The sequence below is a fragment of the Streptomyces sp. NPDC001663 genome (assembly GCF_042893105.1).
Taxonomy (GTDB): Bacteria; Actinomycetota; Actinomycetes; order Streptomycetales; family Streptomycetaceae; genus Streptomyces.
The window spans coordinates 51,407-74,477 of sequence record NZ_JBIAUR010000023.1; the positions used below are offsets into that span (position 1 = coordinate 51,407).

A 23,071-nucleotide genomic window follows, 5' to 3' on the forward strand; every position below is an offset into this window, starting at 1 on the left:
GGGTGAGCGCGTGTGAGCTTCTGGGAGTACCTGAGCACCCGGCACCAGCAGCTGCTCACGGATGCCTACCAGCACGCCAGCGCCGTGTTCCAGTGCATGGTGGTGGCGACGGTGCTGGGCGTGCTGATCGGGGTCGTCACCTACCGGAGCGAGTGGGCCGGCAACCTGGCGACCACGACCACCTCGACCATCCTGACCATGCCGTCGCTCGCCATGATCGGTCTGCTCATCCCGATCGTGGGTCTGGGCGTGCCGCCCACCGTGATCGCACTGACGCTGTACGGGCTGCTGCCGATCGTGCGCAACGCGATCGTCGGGCTGCGCGGGGTCGACCCGACGCTGGTGGACGCGGCGCGCGGCATCGGGATGTCCCGGCCGGCGCGGCTGGTGCGGGTCGAGCTGCCGCTGGCCTGGCCGCCGATCCTGACCGGGATCCGGATCTCCACACAGATGCTGATGGGCATCGCCGCGATCGCCGCGTACGCCTCCGGGCCCGGGCTCGGCAACGAGATCTTCCGCGGCATCGGCTCGCTGGGCAGCAGGAACGCGCTCAACCAGGTGCTCGCGGGCACGCTCGGGATCATCGTCCTGGCGCTGCTGTTCGACGCGGCGTACGTCCTGATCGGACGGCTGACCATTCCGAGGGGGATCCGTGCCTGACTCCAGCACATCGGGTGCTTCCATCGAGCTGGACAACCTCACCAAGCGCTACCCGGGCAGTGACGCCCCCGCCGTCGACAACGTCAACATGGAGATCAAGGCGGGCGAGATCGTCATCTTTGTTGGTCCATCCGGATGCGGTAAGTCGACGACGCTCAAGATGATCAACAGGTTGATCGAGCCGACCGGTGGCCGTATCCGGATCAACGGTGAGGACGTGACCGACATTGATCCGGTCAAGTTGCGCCGCAAGGTGGGCTATGCGATCCAGTCGGCCGGTCTCTTCCCGCACATGACGGTCGCCCAGAACGTCTCCCTCGTACCGAAGATGATCGGCTGGCCCAAGGCGCGGATCCAGTCCCGGGTCGAGGAGCTGCTCGACCTCGTGGGCCTGGACCCGGGCGAGTTCCACGGCCGCTATCCGCGCCAGCTGTCCGGCGGCCAGCAGCAACGCGTCGGTGTGGCTCGGGCGTTGGCCGCCGATCCGCCCGTGCTGCTGATGGACGAGCCGTTCGGCGCGGTCGACCCGATCACCCGCGACCATCTCCAGGACGAGTTGATCAGGCTGCAGCACGAGCTGCACAAGACGATCGTGTTCGTCACGCACGACTTCGACGAGGCGATCAAGCTCGGCGACCGCATCGCGGTCCTGCGCGAGCGCTCGCACATCGCGCAGTTCGACACCCCGGAGGCGATCCTCACCAACCCGGCGGACGACTTCGTGTCCGGTTTCGTGGGCGCCGGGGCGGCCCTGAAACGGCTGAACCTCACCCGCGTACGGGACGTCGAGATCAACGACTACCCGACCGTGACCATCGACGACCCGCTCCAGGAGATCTTCAACAGCCTCCGGGGCAGCGGCACCAACGAGATCCTGCTGCTCGACAAGCGCCGCCGGCCCTACAAGTGGCTCAGGCGCGGCGACCTCATGCGTGCCCGGGGCTCGCTGGCGCGGGCCGGGACGCTGGTGAGCGACACGGTGACCAGGGACGCGACCCTGCGGGACGCCCTGGAGGCCGTGCTCACCGACAACGCGGGCCGGGTCGCGGTCACCGGGCGGCGCGGCGAGTACGACGGCGTCGTGGACATGGAGACGCTGATGAACTCCGTGCACGACCTCCTGGAGGCCGACCGGCTCGAGGCATTGGAGCACCAGCACGAGCTGGAGGAGCTGCGGTCCGCCCAGACGCACGCCGAGCAGGAGGGCGCCGTAGGAGGGCAGAAGGCGTGACCGTCCTCGAGCCGGCAAAACAGGAGGAGCAGCAGGAGGAGGAAGCCGCGCCCCCGGCACCGCCGAGCCCCCCGAAGCAGCGCATCAGCTGGCAGAGGCTGACGATCCTCCCCTCCGTTCTCGTCGCCGTGCTGCTCGCGACCTGGCTGTGGTTCGAGCAGGCCGACCTGGACACGATCTCCGAGAACGCCCTGTCCAACGGCCAGGTGTCGAAGGCCCTGTGGCAGCAGATCCAACTGACCGTGATCTCCACGTTCTTCGTGCTGATCATCGCGATCCCGCTGGGCATCCTGCTGACCCGCAAGGCCTTCCGGAAGGCGACCCCGTTGGCGATGACGATCGCCAACATGGGCCAGGCGACCCCGGCGATCGGCCTGCTGGCGCTGCTGGTCATCTGGCTCGGCACCGGCATGAAGTCGGCCCTGATCGGCATCACGATCTACGCCATCCTGCCGGTGCTGTCGAACACCATCGCCGGCCTGAAGGCCAACGACCCGACGCTGCTGGAGGCGGCCCGCGGCATCGGCATGTCCCCGCTGGGCGTGCTGTCGCGCGTGGAGCTGCCGCTCGCCGTCCCGCTGATCCTCGCGGGCGTCCGTACGGCCCTGGTCCTCAACGTCGGCACGGCGACCCTGGCGACGTTCGGCGGAGGCGGCGGCCTCGGCGTGCTGATCCAGACCGGCATCACGACCCAGCGGATGCCGGTGCTGATGCTGGGCTCGATCCTCACGGTCGTCCTGGCGCTGCTGGTGGACTGGCTGGCCTCACTGGCCGAACTCCTACTGCGGCCACGGGGGTTGGAGGTCGGGACATGAGACGGCGAACGTGTCTGCTCCTGGCCGGCGTCCTGGTGGCCGCGTCCGGCTGCGGGCTGCAGAGCGGCTCGCCCATGGTGGACGCCGTGAAGCCCGGCTCGATCGGGCAGGGCGAGCCCCTCAAGGGCGCCGATCTGACCGTCACCTCCAAGGAGTTCACCGAGCAGCTCATCCTCGGCGCGATCATGGGCATCGCCTTCCAGGCGGCCGGCGCCGACGTCCTCGACCGCACCGGCATCCAGGGCTCCATCGGCGCCCGCGAGGCGGTCAAGAACGGGGACGCGGACGGCATGTACGAGTACACGGGCACCGCCTGGATCACGTACCAGGGCAACAGCGAGCCGATCCCCGACCCGAAGAAGCAGTGGGAGGCAGTGCGCGACGCGGACCTCGAGAACGGGCTGACCTGGCTGCCGCCGTCGTCCCTCAACAACACCTACGCACTGGCGATGAACCAGGCCAACTTCAAGAAGTACGGCACGAAGACGCTGTCGGACGTGGCCGCGCTGTCGAAGAAGGATCCCGGGGCGGTGACGCTCTGCGTGGAGAGCGAGTTCGCCAACCGCGCGGACGGGCTGCCGGGCATGGAGAAGGCGTACGGGATGAGCGTGCCCGCGAAGAACATCACGCAGATGGACACCGGGATCATCTACACCCAGGTGAAGAAGGGCAGTTGCACCTACGGAGAGGTCTTCACGACCGACGGCCGCATCAAGTCCATGAACCTGGTGGTGATGCAGGACGACAAGAAGTTCTTCCCCAACTACAACGTGGCGCCCGAGATCAACACCAAGGCGCTGAAGAAGTGGCCGGCGATCGCCGAGGTCCTCGACCCCGTCACGAAAAGGCTGAACAACAGCGTGGCGCAGACGCTGAACGCGAAGGTGGACGTGGACGGCGAGGACCCGCACCAGGTGGCGCTGGACTGGATGAAACAGGAGGGCTTCGTGAAGTCCGGCTGATCTTCCCGGCGTTCAGCAGGCAGGCACGGACCCCTTGCCCGTCTCCAAGGCGGTCAGGGCGTTGACCGCGCCCTTCAGCGTGGTCACCGGGATCAGCCGCAGCCCCTTCGGCAGCTCGGACTTGGCGTCGGAGCACTCCGCCTTGGGCACCAGGAAGACGGTGGCCCCGTCCCTGCGCGCGGCCTGCGTCTTGAGCGCCACGCCGCCCACCGCGCCGACCTTCCCGTCGGCGTCGATGGTCCCGGTGCCGGCGATGTTGCGGCCGCCCGTGAGCTCGCCGCCGCTGCCGTTCCCGTCCAGCTTGTCGATGATCCCGAGGGTGAACAGCAGTCCGGCGCTGGGGCCGCCGACGTCGGCGAGCTTCAGGGTGACCTTGACCTTGTCGTCGCCGAGGTGCAGATAGTCCAGGGCGGCCTGGGTCGCCGCGTCCTGGGACTCCTTCATCTGCTCGCTGTTGTGCTGCTCGATCTCCTTGGTGGTCTCCCCGCTCGGATAGACCGAGTCGCGCGGCATGACGGCCTTGTCCGTGGCGAACCAGGCCGAGAGCACATCGCCGAGCGAGACGTGCGTGTCCGGGTTGGTCGCCTCGATCGTCGTCATCCGCAGCTGTCCGCTGGTCTCACGGGTCTTCGCCCCGGAGATCGTGATCACCGCGGTGCCCTTGTTCTCCCCGAGCACGTTCGCCGTCATCCCGGGCTGCGCGAGCGAGAACGGCAGCGGCGCGAGGACCGCGGTGGCGATCAGCGCGACGACGGGCAGCGCGCAGACGGCGAGGGCCTGGGGGCGTGTGAGGCGAGAGAGCACGGGATCAATCTAACGTGGCGGTGACTTCCGGCCAGGTGCCGGTCAGCTCACGTACAAGTCTCGCCGCTCCCTCGTGAAGCGCCGGAGCGTGTCCGGCAGCGGTTCGGTACCGATTCCGGGGGTGGTCGGAACGGGCAGGTGGCCGTCCTGGAGGACGAAGGGTTCGGTGATGTCCTCGGCGAAGTAGCGGGAGGACGCCGAGGTGTCGCCGGGGAGGGTGAAGCCCGGCAGGGCGGCCAGGGCGAGGTTCGGGGCGCGGCCGATTCCCGTCTCCAGCATGCCGCCGCACCAGACCGGGACGCCGTGCGCGTGGGCCACGTCGTGGATGCGGCGGGCCTCGAGGTAGCCGCCGACCCGGGCGGGCTTGATGTTGACGACCCGGCAGGCCTCCATGGCGATCGCGGAGGCGGTGTCACGGGCGCTGTGGAGGGACTCGTCGAGGCAGACGGGGGTGGCGATACGGCGCTGGAGCCGGGCATGGGCGTGGAGGTTGTTCTCCTCCAGGGGCTCCTCGATCAGCAGCAGACCGAAGTCGTCGAGGCGGCGCAGGCGCTCGGCGTCCGCGAGCGTGTACGCCGTGTTGGCGTCGACCTGGAGGGGCAGCGCGTCCCCGAAGCGCTCGCGCACCGCCCGTACCGGCTGGACGTCCCAGCCCGGCTCGATCTTCAGCTTGATGCGGACGTAGCCCTCGGCGAGGTACCGCCCGACGTCGTCCAGCAGCTCCGGGACCGACTCCTTGATGCCGACCGAGACGCCCGCGGGCACGCGGTCCCGAACTGCCCCGAGGTAGGCCGCGAGCGGCATGCCGTACGAGCGCAGCTCCGCGTCCAGGAGCGCCGTCTCCAGGGCCGCCTTCGCCAGCTCGTGGCCCTTGATCTTCGCCATGGCGGGGGCCGCGAGGGCGGTGGTGAGGTCGGGGAGCCCGGCCACCCTCGGCACCAGGAAGTCACGGAGCACGATCTCGGCGCCCGCCACGAACTCCGAGCAGTACAGCGGCTCGGGATCTGCGGCGAACTCCGACCAGCCCTCGGCCCCGTCCGTGACGACGTGCAGCAGGAAGGTGTCCTTGGTCGTCATCGTGCCGAAGGAGGTGCGGAAGGGGGTGACGAGTGGGATCGCCACGTGGACGATCTCGACACGTTCGAGCTTCATACGGCGGAGTCCTTCCGGTCGTCCCGGGTCAGCGTGTACCAGCCGTCGCGGGACATCCCCGTGGCCGTGAACCCCTGCGCGAAGGCCTCCGTGAACACCTCGCGGACGGCGTGCCGCCAGCGCAGGGCGAGGACCGGATCGGCGGCGCGGAGCTTGACGATGTCGTCCGGGACGCGGCACCAGACGTGGTCGTCGGCGAGGTCGCGGCGAGCCAGCGTCTCGCCGTCGGGGCCGTTGTGGGTGGCGGGCGCGGCTTCCCGGTCGCCGGTCTCGTACGACGGTCCCGGCGCCGTCAGATCCCAGGTCACCGTCAGCCGGTCGCTCTCGTCGCCGTCGTTCACGCCGTCCGCCATGGGGCCGTAGAAGTCGACGAGGTACTCGGTGCCGGCGGCGCCCAGCTTGGCCAGGTTGAAGCGGGCGTTGCGGCCGACCAGCGGGTCGAAGGTCCAGCGCATGGTGCGGACGCCGAGGTCGAGGGCCCAGGCGCGCTGGGCCTGCTTCACGGCGTACCCGAGGCCCTGGTCCGCGGCCGCGACCAGGGAGTACGTGTCCCGGTCGGGCCCGAACACGGCGACGGACGCCCCGGCCAGCCGCGTCCCGTCGTACGCGGCGTGCACCGCGCCGCCCGCGTGGACGAGGCTGTGCAGCACCTCGGCCGGGTAGGGCGGGGCGCTGCGCGGGGTCTGCCAGACGTCGCTGAAGTAGTCGGTGACGGCCGCGAGGCCCGCCACGTCGTGGACGGTGCGGATGCTCACTCCGTGCGGGCGGTCGAGAGTCATGGGTCGAGTGTCACCGGCGGGCGCGAACCTGACGTTGTGCGGGCGGACAATGCATGCCTATGTTCGTTTCCGGATCGGCCAATCAGAGTCTCCAGGAGGAACCCATGGACGCCTGCACCCTCGGCGATCTCCTGGACGTCATCGGCGGCCCGTCCGTACGCCTGCACACCGCCCCCGCCGGGCTCGCCGCCCCGGTCACCGAGGCGCTGCTGTACGACGCCCACGCCCCGCTCCCGCACGCACCGGGCGCGCTGCTGCTGGCGGTCGGGGTGCGGGCGACGGCGGCCGGGCCGCTGGTGCGGGTGGCCGCGGAGGCCGGGATGACCGGGCTCGTCGTACGCGGTCCGGACGGCCCCGTCGGCGAGGCCGAGGCGCACGGTGTCGCGCTGCTGTCGGTCGACGAGGACGCGGCCTGGCACCACGTGCACCTGCTGCTGTCCTCGGCGATCGGCGCCCGGCCCGCACCGTCGGCCGGCGGCCTCGGCGACCTGTTCGCGCTCGCGGACGCCGTCGCGGCGGCGACCGGCGGTGCGACGGCCGTGGAAGACCCGCGCCAGCGGATCCTCGCCTACTCCACCGTCCCCGGCCAGCCGGTCGACGAGGACCGCCGGCAGGGCATCCTCGGCCTCCAGGTGCCGGTCAGCCCGGCCAACACCGAGCAGTACCGGGTGCTGTTCGCGGCCGCGGGTCCGGTACGGCTGCCCGCGCTCCGGGACGGCGACCTGCCCCGCCTCGCGGTCGCCGTCCGCGCCGGCGGCGAGACGCTCGGCTCGGTCTGGGTCGTCGACGACGGCACGCTCGCGCCGGACGCCGAGGAGACCCTCGCGCAGGGCGCGTCCACGGCGGCGCTGCTCCTGCTGCGGGCCCGGGCGGCGCAGGAGCTGGCCCGCCACCAGAACAGCGATCTGCTGCGCCGTCTGCTCGACGGCACGGCGGATCCGTCAACCGCCTTCGACCGCCTGGGACTTCAGGGTTCGGAGGTACGGGTGGCCGCGTTCGTGCTCGACGCCGCGAGCCTGCCGGACGCCGAGCAGACCGCCCTGCGCCTGCTGGACGTCGTACGGCTGCAGTGCGAGGCGCGTTACGGGCGGCACGCGTGTGTGCTGGTCGACGGGGTGGTGTACGCGGTCCTTCCGGGCCCCGGGGCGCGTCACAAGCGGCTGGCCGAGGACATCGTGGCGCGGGCCGGGCAGGCGCTGCGGGTGTCCGTGCGGGCGGCGCTGGGCGAGGTGGTGGATGGGGCGGCGGAGGTCGCGGGGTCGCGTCAGGACGCCGAGCTGGTGCTGCGCGTGCTCGGGCCGGAGCTGCCGGTGGCGACGGTGGACGAGGTGCGGCCGCGGGTGACGCTGCTGCGGCTCGCGGAAGTGCTGGGCGAGCGGCGGGAGTTGAGTGCCGGGGCGTGGCGGCGCGTGCTCGCGTACGACGAGGACAACGGCACCGACTACGCGCGCACGCTGGTGAGTTGGTTCGACGCGGGCTGCGACATGGCGGGCGCGGCGAAGCTGCTCGCCGTGCACCCGAACACCTGCCGGTACCGCCTGAAGCAGGCACAGCAGCACGTCGGGATCGACCTCGACGATCCCGACGAACGGCTGGTGCTGTGGCTTCAGTTGAGGACGCTGGCCGGGCTCAGGGGCTCAGCCATCGCCTGAGGCGCTCCTCGCAGGTGCGCAGGTGCTCGACGGGGACGTACTCCCCCGCCGTGTGCGCCAGCGTCGGGTCTCCGGGGCCGTAGTTGAGGGCGGGCGTGCCGAGAGCGGCGAAGCGGGCCACGTCCGTCCAGCCGAGCTTGGGGCGGGGCGTGGCGCCGAGGGCGGTGACGAGGTCGCCGAGCCGGTCCAGTCCCGGAAGGGCGCCCGGCACGACCTCGGTGACGTGGACCTCGTACTCGGGAAAGAGCTTCCGTACGTACGCCTCCGCCTCCTCGGGCGAACGGCTGGGTGCGAAGCGGGAGTTGACGGTGATCACGCACTCGTCGGGTACGACGTTCCCGGCCACCCCGGCACGGACCGCGACCGCGTTGAGCCCCTCCCGGTACTCCAGCCCGTCGATCACGATGCGCTCGGGCGTGTGCTCGTGGAGCCGCTGGAGGACGGGGGCGGCGAGGTGCGCGGCGTTGGCGCCCATCCAGGAGCGGGCGGTGTGGGCACGTTCGCCGCGGACGACGATGTCGGCGGTGAGGACGCCCTGACAGCCGGCCTCGACGCCCGCGTCGGAGGGTTCCATGAGGACCGCGAGGTCTGCCGCCAGGAGTTCGGGGTGGTGGGCGGCGATCCGGTGCAGGCCGTTGCGGTCGGCCTCGACCTCCTCGCACTCGTAGAAGACGTAGGTGAGGTCGCGGGTGGGCGCCGGGACGGTGGCCGCGAGGCGGAGGGCGACGGCGACGCCGCCCTTCATGTCGCAGGCGCCGAGGCCGTGCACGCGGTCGTCCTGAAGCCGGGAGGGGAGGTTCCCGGCGGCCGGGACGGTGTCCAAGTGCCCGGCGAGGAGGGCCCGTTGGGGGCGGCCGAGCTCGGTGCGGGCCACGACGGAGTTGCCGATGCGGTCGACGGCGAGGTGGGGAAAGGCGCGCAGGGCGGCTTCCACGGCGTCCGCGAGCGGGGCTTCGTGGCCGCTCTCGGAGGGGATGTCGACGAGGGCGCGGGTGAGGGCGACGACGTCGGAGGCGAGGCCCAGGGCGACGGTCACGCGGCCGTCTCCTGCTGCTCGTCGGGCTGCCGGTTGAGCTTGGAGTGCCGGACGCCGTAGCACCCGTAGATCACGAGCCCGACCGCCATCCAGACGCCGAACGCGATCCAGGTGTCGGCGCCGAGGCTGAACAGCATGTACGCGCAGAAGCCCACGCCCAGGATCGGGGTCACCGGGGAGAAGGGGACGCGGAAGGAGCGCGGGGCTTCGGGGTTGCGGCGGCGCAGCAGTACGACCGCCAAGTTGACCAGCATGAAGGCGAAGAGGGTGCCGATGCTGGTGGCGTCGGCGAGGCTGCCCAGCGGGATCAGGGCGGCGAGGAGGGCGATGAAGGACGAGACGATGACGGTGTTGGCGCGCGGGACACCGGTGCGCGGGTGCACCTTGGCGAACAGCGGCGGCACGAGCCCGTCCCGGGCCATGGCGAAGAGGATGCGGATCTGCCCGTACTGCACGGTGAGCACGACGCTGGTGGTGGCGACGACGGCACCGACGGACAGCAGGATCGGCCACAGGCTGCCCCCGCCGACGGCCTGCACGAGCACCTGGCTCAGGGTGGCCTCGGTCCCCTCGAACTTCTTCCACGGCATGGCGCCGAGCGCGGCGACCGCGACGAGGACGTAGAGGGCGGTGACGAGGACGAGGGAGAGGATGATCGCGCGCGGCAGATCGCGCTGGGGGTTCTTGGCCTCCTCGCCGGCCGTCGAGGCGGCGTCGAACCCGATGTAGGAGAAGAACAGCGAGGCCGCGCCCGCGCTCATCCCGGCGGCGCCGAGCGGGAACAGCGGCTGGAAGTTCCCGGCGTGGAAGGCGGTGAACGCGACCGCGCAGAACATCACCAGCGCGGCGACCTTCACGGCGACCATGATCGTGTTGGCGACGGCGCTCTCACGGGCACCGCGCAACAGCACGACCATCGCGAGTACGACGATGAGGGCGGCGGGGATGTTGAGGGTGCCGCCGAGCCCGGGCGGCGCGCTCAGCGACTCGGGCAGGGTCACGCCGAGGGTGAGATCGAGCAGCTCGTTGACGTACTGTCCCCACCCCACGGCCACGGCGGCGACGGACACCCCGTACTCCAGGATCAGACACCAGCCGCAGACCCAGGCGACCAGCTCGCCGAGGGTGGCGTAGGCATAGCTGTACGACGACCCCGAGCCGGGGATCATGCCGGCCAGCTCGGCGTACGACAGCGCCGAGAACAGCGCGGTCACCCCGGCCAGCACGAACGACACGACGATCGCGGGCCCGGCCTCCGGTACGGCCTCGCCGAGCACGACGAAGATCCCGGTACCGAGGGTGGCGCCCACGCTGAGCAGGGTGAGCTGGGCAACCCCCATGGTCCGCTTGAGCGGACTCCCGGCGGCGGCGTCGACGGCCGCGCCGACACCCTGCCGCCGGGTGAACCGGCTTACGGGACTTGCTTGTTGTGGGGCCTGTGGCCGCGTACCAACTGTGTCCACCGTGCCGTTCCCTCCGCCTACGGGCTTGTTATGGCCCTTGATGATGCGGAGGGGCGGGCGCGGGGCGGTGGGGGAATCGGCCAGAGATGACGGGGACGGCTTGGCGGATCGGCTAAAGCCGAGGCTGTCGGCTGACGCTGAAACCGCCCGTACGGCAGAGCGCTAGCGCAGGGCCTCAGCGACCTCCCGAGCCGCGTCAACCACCCGCGGCCCAACCCTCTCAGGCACCGCATCAGCCAGCATCACAACCCCCACACTCCCCTCAACTCCCGTAACCCCGAGCAACGGGGCGGCCGCCCCACTGGCCCCGGCCTCCAACTCCCCATGGGTCAGGGTGTATCCGGGCTCCGTAACCGGCTTGGCCCGCGCAGAAAGGATCGCCCTGCCCGCAGCCCCCCGATCCAACGGATGCCTGAACCCGGCCCGATACGCCACGTGATAGTCCGTCCACGTCGGCTCGACGACGGCGACGGCCAGGGCCTCCGCCCCGTCCACCAGCGTCAGATGAGCCGTCGCCCCTATGTCCTCGGCCAACGACCGAAGCGCCGGCAGCGCAGCCTCCCGCACCAGCGGGTGCACCTGCCGACCCAGCCGCAGCACGCCCAGCCCGACCCGGGCACGACCGCCCAAGTCGCGCCGTACGAGCGCGTGTTGTTCAAGTGTCGCGAGCAACCGGTACACAACGGTCCGGTTCACGCCCAGTTTGTTGGAAAGCTCGGTGACGGTCAGCCCGTGGTCCGTATCGGCCAGCAGCTTGAGGACACGCAGTCCTCGGTCGAGCGTCTGAGAGGTCTCCGCGGTCACGACGCCCACTCCTCCAAGTGGTGAGGTCGGCGACCTCCGCGCGGCGGTGCGTCACCGAGTCCCGTCGTTGACGCGCAACAGAGGCCGCCGATCGGCCGGCGACCCGGCCTGTGCCGGGCCGCGTCGCTTCACGGCTGCGCTCCGCGGCGGCGCTGCCACGGGGCGTGTGCGTAGCGGGACAGTAGCGAAGGGGGTTCGCTGAGCGGAAGGCTCCGTCCAGAATCCGGGCACATACGGGGAGGGAGTACCTCCGTTTGTCCCGATACGTACGGCGTGAACAGGTGCGGCGTGCAACGGCCGTCACTTCATGCGCGTCGCCCACTCCTGCACCTTGGCGATCCGCTGCTTCAGCTGCCCGGCCGTCGCCTCGGCGCTCGGCGGGCCGCCGCACGTACGGCGCAGCTCGGTGTGGATGACGCCGTGCGGCTTGCCGCTCTGGTGGACGTAGGCACTGACCATGGTGTTGAGCTGCTTGCGCAGCTCCATCATCTCCTTGTGCGAGACGACGGGCCGCCGCTCGGCCGGCAGCTCCAGCAGGTCGGCCTCCGAGTCCGGCTTCTTGCGGCTGTGCGCGATCTGCCGTGCCTGCCGCTTCTGCAGCAGGAGCTGGACCTGTTCGGGCTCGAGGAGGCCCGGGATGCCGAGGTAGTCCTGCTCCTCCTCGCTCCCGGGGTGGGCCTGCATGCCGAACTCGGCGCCGTCGTAGAGCACCCGGTCGAAGACGGCCTCGGACTCCAGCGCCTCGAAGGAGAACTGCTCCTGCTCGCCGGTGTCCTCGTCCTGCTCCTTGTTCGCCTCCTCCATCTCCTTCTCGGATTCGGCGTACGGGTCCTCCTCGCCCTCCTTCTTCGGCTTGTCGAGGGCGTGGTCGCGCTCGACCTCCATCTCGTTGGCGAAGGTGAGGAGGTCGGGGACGGTGGGGAGGAAGACGGACGCGGTCTCGCCGCGCCGCCGGGACCGCACGAAGCGGCCGACTGCCTGCGCGAAGAAGAGGGGCGTGGAGATGGTGGTGGCGTAGACGCCGACGGCGAGCCGCGGGACGTCGACGCCCTCGGACACCATGCGGACGGCGACCATCCACCTGTCGTTGCTCTCGCTGAAGTCGTCGATCCTCTTCGAGGCGCCGGCGTCGTCGGACAGCACGAGGGTCGCCTTGTTGCCCGTGATCTCACGGATGAGCTTGGCGTAGGCCCGCGCCGAGTCCTGGTCGGAGGCGATGACCAGGGCGCCGGCGTCCGGGATGGCCTTCCTGACCTCGGTCAGCCGCTGGTCGGCGGCGCGCAGCACGCTCGGCATCCACTCGCCGCGCGGGTCGAGCGCCGTACGCCAGGCCTGGCTGATCGCGTCCTTGGTCATGGGCTCGCCGAGTCGGGCCGCGATCTCGTCGCCGGCCTTGGTGCGCCAACGCATGTTGCCGCTGTAGCTCAGGAAGATGACCGGCCGGACGACGTGGTCGGCGAGCGCGTTGCCGTAGCCGTAGGTGTAGTCGGCCGCGGACCGCCGGATCCCGTCGTTGCCTTCCTCGTACGTGACGAAGGGAATGGGGTTGGTGTCGGACCGGAAGGGCGTACCGGTGAGCGCGAGCCGGCGGGTGGCCGGCTCGAAGGCCTCGAGGCAGGCCTCGCCCCAGGACTTCGAGTCACCGGCGTGGTGGATCTCGTCGAGGATGACGAGCGTCTTGCGCTGCTCCACCCGGTTGCGGTGCAGCATGGGCCGTACGCCGACACCGGCATAGGTGACCGCGACGCCCTGGTAGTCCTTGCCGAGCGGTCCCGCGCTGTACTCGGGGTCGAGCTTGATGCCTATGCGTGCCGCCGCTTCCGCCCACTGCTTCTTCAGGTGCTCGGTCGGCGCGACCACGGTCACCTGCTGCACGACGTGGTGGTGCAGCAGCCAGGAGGCGAGCGTCAGCGCGAAGGTCGTCTTGCCGGCGCCGGGCGTGGCGACGGCGAGGAAGTCGCGCGGCTGCTCCTGGACATACTTCTCCATCGCCCCCTGCTGCCAGGCGCGCAGCTTGCTGGCGGTGCCCCAGGGGGCACGGCCGGGGAAGGCGGGAGAGAGATGGTGGGAGTGCGAGGCAGAGCTGGCGGCGGTGGTAGTCACGGTCTCCGTTGGTATGGGGTCGGGCGGCTCGGCTACGTATGACAACCGGGCCACCCTACCGGCGGCCCGGCGCCGTCAATGCGCGGACAAGGCCGGGTCACCGGCGGGTGGGATCGACGTCACAGCTGCCGCAGCCGCCCCGCGATGACCGGGATGTCGCTCACGTCCCCCGAGGCGACATCGATGACCAGGTCGTACGCGATGTCCTGGTCGCAGTGCTCGAGGTCGACCCCGTTGACGCCGAGGAAGGTGGCGGCGGCAAGCCAGGCGGTGCGCTTGTTGCCGTCGACCAGCGGGTGGTTGGCCGCGAGGGCGTGCAGCAGGGCGGCGGCCTGCTCGTACAGGTCCTCGTAGGCCGCCTCGCCGAACATCCGGGCGCGCGGGCGGTGCACGGCCGAGGCGAGCAGCCCGGGCTCCCTGGCCTCGGGGGCCTGCCCGCCGAAGGCGATCCGCGCGATCGAGGTGACCTCCGCGACGGTGAGGTGCCGGGTCATGCGCCGAGCCTCCTCAGCAGATCGGCATGCGCGTGGGCCAGCAACTCCGCGGTGACACGCACCGGCGACGACTCGGTCCGCAACCGATGTCGTACGGCGTCCAGCACGATGTCCTCCGGGAGACGGCCGGTGGCGTCCGCGAGGTCGTCGAGCTCCTGCCTCAGGTCGGGCGGCAGAAGAAGGGTCAGCTCGGGCATGCCGGTGAGCGTAGGAGGTACGCCCCTGCACCGGCGAACGTTTTACGGCTCACCGCTCCCGCAGCCGCGTGGTCACCCAGGCCCCGATGAGCGCCACACCTGCCATCGGCAGGAACACGGCGGCGAAGGCGGAGGGGTGGGAACCGGTGTGGGAAGCCTGGGCGACGGTGTGGGACACCGTGCCGCCGCCGAGGGCCGCGAAGGCCGCACCGCCCGCCGCCAACAGCAGCACGTTGGACAGGCCGTCGGAGATCTGGAGGGCGGCGGAGTTGGTGCCGGCCTCCTCGGGTGCGGAGAGGTGGAGCAGCAGGACGCTGGTGGAGGAGATCACCAGGCCCATGCCGAAGCAGCCGAACGCCCAGGCCACGGCGACGGTCCAGGCGGGCACGGAGTCGATCAGCACGCTCGGCGCGGCGACGATGGCGGCCGCCACAAGGAACATCCCCAGCGTCATCAGCCGTTCCCGGTAAGGCTCCACCCGCGCCCGTGACTGCACCCAGGACGCCAGCGCCCACGTCCCGCCACCGGCCGCCAGCGAGAACCCGGCCAGCGTCGGGGACAGTCCCCGCTGGGTCACCAGCATCAGCGGAATGAACGACTCGGCCGAGATGAACGACCCCGCCGCGATCCCGCGCAGCAGCACGACCGACGGCAGCCCGCGCGCCGCCCGGTACGTGCCGCGCGGGAGCAGCCCGAGCACGGACGGCAGGAGCAGGGCGGCGCCCGCGAGGCCGGGCAGCAGGGAGAGGAGCCGCAGGTCCTGGGCGGCGTACTGAAGCAGTCCGGCACCCAGCGAGATCCCGAGGGCGAGCCGAATGCGCCGCCGATCGAAGGAGCCCCCGGAAATACCGTCGACGGGGCCGGAGGCCCGCCGCCGTATCTGTGGCAGCGCGAGCGCCAGCGGAAAGACGACAAGCACCGGAATCCCGACGAACACCCACCGCCACCCGAGATGTTCGGTCACCGCACCCGCCGCGAGCGGCCCGACCACCGACGGCACGACCCAACTCGCCGCGAACGCCGCCATGATCGCCGGCCGCAACCGCTCCGGATAGGCCCGCCCCACGACGACGTACAAGGCGACGATGACCAGCCCGCCACCGAGCCCCTGCACGGCCCGCCCGAGAATGAACAGCCACATCGAGGCCGCGGTCCCCGCGATCACCAACCCGGCGGCGAACGCCCCGATCCCCGACGTCAACGCCCCGAGCGGCCCCCTCCGGTCCGACCACTGCCCGGCGAAAACCATCCCGAACAGACTGGTGGTGAAGTACCCGGAGAACGCGAAGGCGTACAACGACACCCCACCCAACTCCCGCGCCGCAACCGGCATCGCGGTCCCCACGGCAGTCGCCTCAAAGGCGATCAACAGCACAACGGACACGATCCCGACACTGAGCGCCCGATAGTCCCGCCCGAGCACGCCCTTGCCAACACTGCCTGGGGTCTCATGCGCAACTACGGCATCGCGGGGCTCAAGGACGGTCATGCCCGCCAGAGTAAGGTCCACAGCGGGGTTTGACCCCTGTCCGAAGTCGCCATCCCCCCGAGACCTTGGTCGTACACCGCACGTCCCACTCCCGTTCCCTGAAGGCCACGCGGCCAGCCCCGTTGCAGTCCCCGCACCCTCTTTCATGAACGCCGTGTGGCAGTCCCATTGCAGCCCCCGCGGTTCCCTTGAGCCCCTCCCCCACCCCGCCGTACGGTCATTCCACCGAGTTCGGAACGGAGCCCAACACTCCACCCCGACCCGGCCGTGTGCCCGAGTGGCTTAGGGACTCGCCTGCAAAGCGAGGTACGTGGGTTCAATTCCCGCCACGGCCTCTGCCTGCCTGACCAGGCAAAACGTAAGGGCGGCATCCCTCCTGGGGTGCCGCCCTCTTCGTCGTCCGTCTCAGAGCACCCCGCCCGCCTCGTCCTGGAACGCCTGGGTCCAGTAGTGCCAGTCGGCGGTGGTCGTGGTGGCCGTCGGGTCGACCGACGAGAGGACCTGGAGCATCGTCGCGGCCAGTTGGTCGTAGGCCCGGGTGGTGAGTTCGTGGGACAGGGCCTCGTCGATCGTCCGCTCGCGGTGGTGCAGCCAGAGGGTGAAGGCGAGGGTGGAGACGTCCGTGTTCAGCGGGTACAGCTTCGCCTCGGGCTCGCTCCAGTTCAGGACCTCGCCCGTCGCGCCGTCCACCACCAGGCTGTTGTCCTCGACCAGGTGGCCGAGGCGTATCAAGTGGTCGGCCCGGGAGGGGAGTTCGAAGGGGGAGGCCGTGCCGGGGCGGTCGTCCGCCGCGTACTCGGAGAGGGTCTGGAGCGGGACCTCCGTGTCCAGGTGGAAGAGGACCGTGTCCTCCGGCAGGCCCGTCTCGCGCAGGAAGCGGCGGGTCGGCTCGTGGGTGAGCGTGGCCGGGAAGTCGACGTCCTCGAAGCGGACCACGCGCCCGAGGCCGAACTCCTCGTCCAGCAGACGGGCCGGGACGTCCAGAGTGAGGCCACCCGCCGTGCCGGGACCGGTGGCGAGGGACAGGGGGCGGATCAGGGCGGCCGCCTTCCAGTACGGCGGGATCTCCCCGTCCGTGCCCTCCTCGAACAGCGCCAGGAGCTGCCGCGACGCCTCGGCCGCCGCCTTGGCGCCGTGGCGGCCCGCGAAGGACGCGAACTGCCCCCGCAGGTCCGCCAGTTCCTCGATGACCCCGGCGAACCGCACCAGCGCCTCCAGGGAGGGCGCGAGGGGGCGGTCTTCCATCAGCTCGAACAGATACGCCGTGCTGATCTCGCCGGTGCCGCCGTCCAGGAGGAGCGACTCCGCCACCATGCCCGCCGGGGCCGACAACTCCCCTATCAGCAGCCGGTCCCGCAGCCCCTCCGCCAGGTCGGGGCCACCGTCCGTGGACTGCGCCAGCGTGTGCAGCCCGCCGGTGCGCAGTGCGGCGAACGTCAACAGGCCGCTGTCGCCCGGCAGTCCGGGCCCGGTCAGCCGGCGCCGGGTCGGCGCATGCGTCACGTACGGATCGAGTTGACCCTCGGTGAAGGTGATCGCCACGGTGGCGACGTCGGTCGTGCTCATTGCTTCCCCCGGATGTTCCCGCTCGCAAGTCCCCGCGCGGGGACCGCCCGGCCGGCCGCACGAAGCGGACGCAGCCCCAAGGCACGGTCGCCGCCCTACGACTCGGCAGCCGTTCCCCACTGCCCAGAACACTACGCCTCGCCACTGACAACGGCCCCTGATCAGTAGACGCTCAGCGCACTCTCGCCCGTTCCCGTCCCGCGAGAATCGCCTCCACCGTCTCCCCCACGGTCAGTTCCGAGCTGTCCAGCCACAGTCCGAGGCGCGGTGTCGACGCCCGCAGCGCCCCGTCCAGGTCCGCCACCGACCAGGCCCCGTACCCCGTCTTCGCCCGCCCGGCCTCCCGCGCCGCCACTGCCTCGGGGCTCGGCGCCAGCACAACGACGTACAGAGGTCGGGTGCGGACCAGTCCGACGTACGACGCCAGGTCCTCCCCCAGCACCACGTCCTGCACGACCGCCGTGAACCCGGCCTGCGCGTACGCGTCCGCCGTCGCCGCCGACAGCCGGTACCGCAGCCGGAGTTGGGCCTCGCCCTCGCCGTCGCCCCCGGGGACGTACTCCTCCCGCCCGGACACGATCATCCGCCGGAAGACGTCCCCACGCACGTGTGCAGCACGCGGCAGCCCCTCCGCCAGTGCCTGCGCCACCGTCGACTTGCCGGACGCCATCACACCGGTGATGACGACGACGCCCCTCACGTGAAGTACACGCCGCCCAGCACGACCGCCAGCGCCGCCACCATGAACACCAGCACCCACACCAGCAACTTGCCGATGCCGGGCGGCTGTTCGTACCGCGGCTGGTCCTCGGGGCCGCTCTGCTGCACGCTCACCGGTCCGTGACCACCGCGGCCTGCGGCCTTATCGGCAGCCGGTTCACGGGGCGTCCCGTGGCGGCCCGTACGGCGGAGGCGATGGCCGCCGGGGACGTCACCACCGGCACCGCGCTGACCGCCTTCGCGCCGAAGGGGGCGACCACGTCGCGCTCCTCGACGAGCTTGACGATGCGGATGTCGGGCGCGTCCAGGGCCGTCGGCAGGGCGTAACCCGTCAGGTCCGGGTGGCGGATCAACCCGCGCGCGGTGCGCAGGTTCTCCGTCAGCGCGATGCCCACGCCCTGGGTGACGCCCGCCTCGATACGGGCGGCCAGCTGGGTCGGGTTGAGCACCCGGCCGACGTCCTGGGCGAGCGCAAGCTCCACGACCCGTACCGAACCGAGCTCGATGTCCACGTCGACGACCGCGCGGATCGCGCAGAAGGCCATGCCCACGAAGGCGTCGCCCTGCCCGTGCTCGCCGAGCGGCTCGGTCGGGTGCGGGCGGCACTGCGCCGTCGCCCACAGTTCCTTGCCGTCCATCGCCTCGGTGACGGTGGTCGACAGGACTCCGTCGTACGAGGTGATCTTGCCGTCGGTGATCTGGAGCAGTTCGGTCGACATGCCGAACTTGTGCGCGAGGGGCTGCAGGAGCTGCGTGCGGACCATCTTGGCCGCGCGCTCCACCGCACCGCCCGACACCCACGTGTGGCGGCCGCGGCAGCCCGCGCCGGCCGGAGGCTGGTCGGTGTCGACGGGCGCGACGTGCACCTCTTCGATGCCGAGCGTCTCCTGGACGATCTGGCGGGCCAGCGTGGTGAAGCCCTGGCCGGTCTCCACGGCCGCGCACAGGACCGTCGCCACGCCGTCCTGGACCTTCACGGTCGCCGTGGAGACCTCGTCGGCGCCCTCGGCGCCGAGCATGTGCACCATGCCCAGGCCGTAGCCCACGCCCCGGCGCACCGCGCCCGGTTCGCCCGCGCCCTCGGGACCGCCGGGCAGCAGCCACTCGTCCTCGGGCGTGTCCTTGGGGAGCGCGGGCAGCGGGAAGTCCTGTACGGCCTGCAGGAGTTCGGCGACCGGCGCCGGGCACGTCACCGTCTGTCCCGTCGGGAGTACGTCCCCGGTGGCCATCGCATTGCGCAGGCGTAGTTCCGCCGGGTCGATGCCCAGCTTCTTCGCGAGCTTGTCCATCTGCGCCTCGTACGCGGCGCAGACCTGCATCGCGCCCTCGCCGCGCACATGGCCGGAGGGCGGGTTGTTGGTGCGTACGGCCCAGCCCTCGATGAAGGCGTTCGGGACGACGTACGGGCCGCAGGCGAACGCCACGGCGGCGGCCAGGGCCTCCGAGGACGTCTCGGCGTACGCGCCCGCGTCGAGCAGGATCTGCGCCTCGACCTTCACCAACTTGCCCTCGGCGTCGGCGTGGTGGCGGTAGCGCAACAACGTGGGGTGCCGGTGGGTGTGGCCCAGGAAGGACTCTTCGCGCGTTGCGGTGAGCTTGACCGGGCAGCCGGTCTTCAACGCCAGCAGGCCGAGCGGCAGTTGGAAGCCCTGGTCCTCGCGGTCGGCCGTGGCGCCGGGGACGCCGGTGACGACGACCTTGACGCGCTCGGGCTCGAGGCCGTAGCAGGCGGCCGCCGTGTCGCGGTCCGTGTGCGGGTCGGTGGAGGCCAGGTAGAGCTCGACACCGCCGTCGGGGCGGGGCACGGCGAGGCCGGCCTCGGCGCCGATGGGGGCCGGGTCCTGACGGCCGATGCGGTACTGGCCCTCGACGACGATGTCGCCGACCGCGTCCGGGTCGCCGTGACGCAGCGGGATGTGCCGGATCAAGTTGCCGTCGGGGTGCAGCGGTTCGGCCTCGAAGGCCTGCTCCGGGTCGGTCACCGGGTCGAGTACTTCGTACTCGACCATGATCGCCGCGGCGGCCATGCGCGCGGTGTCGGGGTGGTCGGCGGCGACGGCGGCGATGGGCTCGCCGTGGTGGCGCACGACCTCGGAGGCGAACACGGGACGGTCGGCGGTGCCGCGGCCGTAACGGGCGGTGCCCGGCACGTCCTCGTGCGTGACGACGGCCCGTACGCCCGGCATCTCACGCGCGTGGGATGTGTCGATCGACACAATGCGCGCGTGCGGGTGCGGGGAGCGCAGGACTGCGGCCCACAGCAGGCCCTCGGCCCACAGGTCGGCCGCGTACGGGAACGTGCCCTCGGTCTTGGCGCGGGAGTCGGCGGCCGGCAGAGAGGCGCCGAGGCCGTGCGGCAGTGACTCGGGGGCGGGTGCTGCCTCCGCGGCGGTGGTCGCGGTGGCGGCTTCGTTGCTCACGCCTGGCCTCCGTCCTGGCCGTACGCCTGGTCATGCGGTCCCGTGGGCCCCGGGTTCATGGCCCCGGGTGCCTCGAACGCCGACGGGTTGACTCCGCCGGCCCCCGGGCCCGCCTGGTGAGGGATACGTGCCTCGTCGCCGTCCTGTTCGGAACCGTCGCCCGCGGAGTGCGACTCGCGCTCGGCGACGACTTCCTGTACGGCCTCCACGACACCCCGGTAGCCGGAGCAGCGGCAGAGGTTGCCGCACAGGGCCTGGCGGGTCTCCAGCTCGGTCGGCGCCGGGTTGCCCTCCAGGAGGTCGTGCACGGTCATCGCCATGCCGGGCACGCAGAAGCCGCACTGCACCGCGCCGCACCTCGCGAGGGCGCGCTGCACGTCCGACGGCTGCCCGTCGACGGCCAGACCTTCGACCGTACGGACCTCGCTGCCCGCGGCGGTCACGGCCGGCACCAGGCAGGAGGCGACGAGCCGCCCGTCGACCTGGACGTTGCAGGCACCGCACTCGCCCTGCGAGCAGCCGTCCTTGGCGCCCGCGAGACCGAGCCGCTCGCGCAGCACGTAGAGCAGCGACTCGCCGATCCAGGCGTCGGAGACGGGGCGGTCCGCGCCGTTGACGCGCAGGACGAAGGAGGCGAGGGGGTGTTCCTCGCCCGGAAGCGGGGGACGCTCGTCGTCGGCGTCGGCCGTGTCCGAGCCCTCGGAGGGCTCCGCGCCGAGCGAAACGTCCGAATCGTCCGAAACATCGGGCGCTTCAGAGGTGGTTGGACCGGAGCCGTCCGACCCTGCGTCCACCGCGGGCTCCGCGAGCGCCTCCACGGGCCCCTCAGGCGCCTCTACGACCCCGTCGGCACCCTCGGGCGCCTCGGCGACCTCACCGGGCCCACGAGGGGGCCGTGAGGCGGCCGGGACGGATTCTGCGGGCGCTTCCGAGAAGGGGGCGGGCCGGTCGGCGGTGTGCGCCGGGGCCTGCTCGTACACGGGGGCGGGTTCCGTCGGCGGCTCGCCCTCGTACCCGGAAGCGTCCCCGGGTGACGTCGGCTCCTCGGTCTGCGACTCGCCCCACGGCTGCCCCGCCGGCTCCGCGGCCCACGGGGCGGGCGCGCCTCCCGGAAGGGTCGCCGGAGGCGTTCCGCCCCACTGCTGGACCAGGGACGAAGTGGTGAACTCGCCCGATTCGTCCGGAAGGTCACCTCCGGCGACCGGAATCGACCACTGTCCGGTCACGTCGTGACCGGGCGCGGGTACGGACTCCGTGGCCGCCGTCTCCCCGAAGTTCCACTGCTGCGTGGACGCGGGGTTGTACGTGAACCGGTCGCCGCCGTTGTCCTGCGGCACGGCGTTCGGGTCCGGCCACTGGGCGCCGTCGGCGGGCACCGCCCAGCTGCCGGTCGACGCCGGGTCGGTTCCCTCGCCCGTGGCGGGATTGACCGTTATCTGCGGCGGCACATAGCCGTGGCCGGGCGCGGCGAGCGGACTGTCGGAGGCCAGGAGGGCGTCGATGCCCCCTTCGGGGAGTTTCACGAAGGCGGTCGCGCCGTCGTCGTAGTCGCCCTGGGGCAGCGGGTCCCAGCGGCCGCCGCCCTGGGGCGTGCCCTCTCCGTGCTGGTCGTCGGTCACGACAGCGCCCTCCCCAGTGCTCGTCGGGCCAGTGCGGCGACGGTGCGCCGCAGGTGCAGAACGGCGGGCGGAAGCTGCGGTACGGAGCCGTCGGCCTCGGGGACCGGGTCGGGGATGCAGGCGGCTGCGACGTACTCCCCGAAGGCGGTCAGCGCCTCCGGGACGATCGCGCGGCCGTTGTCCCAGTCGATGAGCCGGGCGACCCACTGCTCGGCGTCCAGCGGCCTCAGCGGCATCGGCGCTATGGCACCGACGGCGCACCTGACCCCGCGCCGGGCGGGGTCGAGGACCAGGGCCACGGAGGCCACCGCACGGCCCGGGCCGGTCCGGCCCGTGGCCTTCAGGAAGACCTGCGGCGCGTGCAGCAGCGGCACGCGCACGAACCCGATGAGTTCGCCGCCCCGCAGCATCTCCACGGAGGCCAGCAGGTGCGACACCGGGATCTCCCGGCGGGCTCCGCCCGGGCCCGCGATGATCAGTGTCGCCTCCAGGGCGGCCAGCACCGGCAGCGCGTCCCCCGTGGGGGCGGCCGAGGCGATGTTGCCGCCCAGGGTGCCCGCGTTGCGGATCTGCGGCGGGCCCGCGGCGCGCGCGGCGGCGGCGAGCGCCGGGATGAGGGCCGCGAAGTCGGGGCGGCCCATGCGTGCGTGCGTGAGCCCGGCGCCGAGCAGCGCGTGCCCGTCCTGGTACTGCCAGCCACGGATCTCGCTGATCCTGCCGAGACCGACCAGTGCGGCGGGCCTGAGCTGCCCGGAGTTGACGGCGGCCATGAGGTCGGTGCCACCTGCCACCGGCACGGCGGCGGGCGTGGCGGTGAGCGCCGCCACGGCCTCGTCCAGCGTCGTGGGCAGCGTGACGGCCTGCGCCGCCTGCGGTGCGTGCGTGGTCAAACCGGCTGCCCCTTCCCGCTGCCCCACCTGGTCCCGCCTGTTGCTGCCGTACGGTACGTGCTGACAGGGCGGACGTGGCAACTCTGGCACATCTTCGCAGGGGCCGAAGAACAGGGTCCGCTAGGCGGCATTCGCCCGCCTCACCAGCGAGATGGTCCGTTTTCGTACGGCATTGCCGGTGCGTGCGAATTGCCACTCTTCGGTGATGCTTGCGA

Annotated in this window: 21 protein-coding genes and 1 tRNA gene; 6 read left to right on the forward strand and 16 right to left on the reverse strand. The window is 71.6% G+C overall.

Features of this window, described 5'->3' with window-relative positions; genetic code table 11:
- Window positions 1–12: 12 nt before the first annotated feature.
- Genes ACFY1L_RS48210 through ACFY1L_RS48225 form a run of 4 tightly spaced genes read left to right on the forward strand, consistent with a single transcriptional unit; the run spans window position 13 to window position 3,668 of the window.
- The gene (locus ACFY1L_RS48210) at window positions 13–660 is read left to right on the forward strand and encodes an ABC transporter permease (protein WP_388840658.1); all 648 of its coding nucleotides are present in this window, start codon (window positions 13–15) and stop codon (window positions 658–660) included.
- Window positions 653–1,891 (forward strand): ABC transporter ATP-binding protein, encoded by a 1,239-nt coding sequence (locus tag ACFY1L_RS48215; RefSeq protein ID WP_388840661.1) that lies wholly within the window; start codon window positions 653–655, stop codon window positions 1,889–1,891. Before ACFY1L_RS48210 ends, ACFY1L_RS48215 begins: the two co-directional genes overlap by 8 nt.
- Window positions 1,888–2,706 carry an ABC transporter permease gene (locus tag ACFY1L_RS48220; RefSeq protein WP_388840664.1) on the forward strand — a complete coding sequence of 273 codons (819 nt, stop codon included), beginning with the start codon at window positions 1,888–1,890 and terminating at the stop codon, window positions 2,704–2,706. Before ACFY1L_RS48215 ends, ACFY1L_RS48220 begins: the two co-directional genes overlap by 4 nt.
- Window positions 2,703–3,668, forward strand: a complete 966-nt coding sequence (locus ACFY1L_RS48225) for a glycine betaine ABC transporter substrate-binding protein (RefSeq protein ID WP_388840667.1) — start codon at window positions 2,703–2,705, stop codon at window positions 3,666–3,668. The genes ACFY1L_RS48220 and ACFY1L_RS48225 overlap by 4 nt, the downstream gene beginning before the upstream one ends.
- 12 nt (window positions 3,669–3,680) lie before the next feature.
- Here ACFY1L_RS48225 and ACFY1L_RS48230 read toward each other — a convergent pair whose 3' ends face one another.
- The 3 genes from ACFY1L_RS48230 to ACFY1L_RS48240 are packed head-to-tail and all read right to left on the reverse strand — an operon-like array spanning window position 3,681 to window position 6,403.
- The gene (locus tag ACFY1L_RS48230) at window positions 3,681–4,472 is read right to left on the reverse strand and encodes a PDZ domain-containing protein (protein ID WP_388840670.1); all 792 of its coding nucleotides are present in this window, start codon (window positions 4,470–4,472) and stop codon (window positions 3,681–3,683) included.
- 42 nt (window positions 4,473–4,514) lie between these two features.
- Window positions 4,515–5,624: an o-succinylbenzoate synthase gene (gene menC / locus ACFY1L_RS48235; RefSeq protein WP_388840673.1), complete on the reverse strand. Its 1,110-nt coding sequence runs from the start codon at window positions 5,622–5,624 to the stop codon at window positions 4,515–4,517.
- Window positions 5,621–6,403, reverse strand: a complete 783-nt coding sequence (locus tag ACFY1L_RS48240; protein WP_388840676.1) for a chorismate synthase — start codon at window positions 6,401–6,403, stop codon at window positions 5,621–5,623. Before ACFY1L_RS48240 ends, menC begins: the two co-directional genes overlap by 4 nt.
- 104 nt (window positions 6,404–6,507) lie before the next feature.
- Between ACFY1L_RS48240 and ACFY1L_RS48245 the strand changes: the two genes are divergently transcribed.
- The gene (locus tag ACFY1L_RS48245) at window positions 6,508–8,055 is read left to right on the forward strand and encodes a PucR family transcriptional regulator (protein ID WP_388840679.1); all 1,548 of its coding nucleotides are present in this window, start codon (window positions 6,508–6,510) and stop codon (window positions 8,053–8,055) included.
- Here the strand turns inward: ACFY1L_RS48245 and dapE are convergent.
- The 7 genes from dapE to ACFY1L_RS48280 form a co-directional block, all read right to left on the reverse strand.
- The gene (dapE, locus tag ACFY1L_RS48250) at window positions 8,033–9,091 is read right to left on the reverse strand and encodes a succinyl-diaminopimelate desuccinylase (RefSeq protein WP_388840682.1); all 1,059 of its coding nucleotides are present in this window, start codon (window positions 9,089–9,091) and stop codon (window positions 8,033–8,035) included. The genes ACFY1L_RS48245 and dapE overlap by 23 nt on opposite strands.
- Entirely contained in the window at window positions 9,088–10,554 is a 1,467-nt protein-coding gene (locus ACFY1L_RS48255; RefSeq protein WP_388840685.1) for an amino acid permease, read from the reverse strand. Before ACFY1L_RS48255 ends, dapE begins: the two co-directional genes overlap by 4 nt.
- Window positions 10,555–10,716: 162 nt before the next feature.
- Entirely contained in the window at window positions 10,717–11,358 is a 642-nt protein-coding gene (locus tag ACFY1L_RS48260; protein ID WP_361271144.1) for a helix-turn-helix domain-containing protein, read from the reverse strand.
- 300 nt (window positions 11,359–11,658) lie between these two features.
- Window positions 11,659–13,461 (reverse strand): DEAD/DEAH box helicase, encoded by a 1,803-nt coding sequence (locus ACFY1L_RS48265; protein ID WP_388840688.1) that lies wholly within the window; start codon window positions 13,459–13,461, stop codon window positions 11,659–11,661.
- 119 nt (window positions 13,462–13,580) lie between these two features.
- Complete coding sequence (locus tag ACFY1L_RS48270) at window positions 13,581–13,955, reverse strand: type II toxin-antitoxin system death-on-curing family toxin (RefSeq protein WP_388840691.1); 375 nt, start codon at window positions 13,953–13,955, stop codon at window positions 13,581–13,583.
- Entirely contained in the window at window positions 13,952–14,152 is a 201-nt protein-coding gene (locus tag ACFY1L_RS48275; RefSeq protein WP_388840693.1) for a hypothetical protein, read from the reverse strand. Before ACFY1L_RS48275 ends, ACFY1L_RS48270 begins: the two co-directional genes overlap by 4 nt.
- A gap of 49 nt (window positions 14,153–14,201) precedes the next feature.
- A complete protein-coding gene (locus ACFY1L_RS48280; protein WP_388840696.1) occupies window positions 14,202–15,641 on the reverse strand; it encodes an MFS transporter in 1,440 nt (479 codons plus the stop codon).
- 263 nt (window positions 15,642–15,904) lie between these two features.
- Between ACFY1L_RS48280 and ACFY1L_RS48285 the strand changes: the two genes are divergently transcribed.
- Window positions 15,905–15,976 (forward strand) — tRNA-Cys (locus ACFY1L_RS48285).
- Window positions 15,977–16,046: 70 nt separating this feature from the next.
- Here ACFY1L_RS48285 and ACFY1L_RS48290 read toward each other — a convergent pair.
- The 6 genes from ACFY1L_RS48290 to ACFY1L_RS48315 form a co-directional block, all read right to left on the reverse strand.
- Window positions 16,047–17,207: an SUKH-4 family immunity protein gene (locus ACFY1L_RS48290; RefSeq protein ID WP_388840699.1), complete on the reverse strand. Its 1,161-nt coding sequence runs from the start codon at window positions 17,205–17,207 to the stop codon at window positions 16,047–16,049.
- 172 nt (window positions 17,208–17,379) lie between these two features.
- On the reverse strand, window positions 17,380–17,907 hold the full coding sequence (locus ACFY1L_RS48295; protein WP_388840702.1) for an AAA family ATPase: 528 nt from the start codon (window positions 17,905–17,907) through the stop codon (window positions 17,380–17,382).
- Window positions 17,904–18,041 (reverse strand): hypothetical protein, encoded by a 138-nt coding sequence (locus ACFY1L_RS48300; RefSeq protein WP_388840704.1) that lies wholly within the window; start codon window positions 18,039–18,041, stop codon window positions 17,904–17,906. The genes ACFY1L_RS48295 and ACFY1L_RS48300 overlap by 4 nt, the downstream gene beginning before the upstream one ends.
- Complete coding sequence (locus ACFY1L_RS48305; RefSeq protein WP_388840707.1) at window positions 18,038–20,347, reverse strand: xanthine dehydrogenase family protein molybdopterin-binding subunit; 2,310 nt, start codon at window positions 20,345–20,347, stop codon at window positions 18,038–18,040. The genes ACFY1L_RS48300 and ACFY1L_RS48305 overlap by 4 nt, the downstream gene beginning before the upstream one ends.
- The gene (locus ACFY1L_RS48310; RefSeq protein WP_388840709.1) at window positions 20,344–21,966 is read right to left on the reverse strand and encodes a 2Fe-2S iron-sulfur cluster-binding protein; all 1,623 of its coding nucleotides are present in this window, start codon (window positions 21,964–21,966) and stop codon (window positions 20,344–20,346) included. Before ACFY1L_RS48310 ends, ACFY1L_RS48305 begins: the two co-directional genes overlap by 4 nt.
- Window positions 21,963–22,856 carry an FAD binding domain-containing protein gene (locus tag ACFY1L_RS48315; protein WP_388840711.1) on the reverse strand — a complete coding sequence of 298 codons (894 nt, stop codon included), beginning with the start codon at window positions 22,854–22,856 and terminating at the stop codon, window positions 21,963–21,965. The genes ACFY1L_RS48310 and ACFY1L_RS48315 overlap by 4 nt, the downstream gene beginning before the upstream one ends.
- Between the last annotated feature and the right edge of the window lie 215 nt (window positions 22,857–23,071).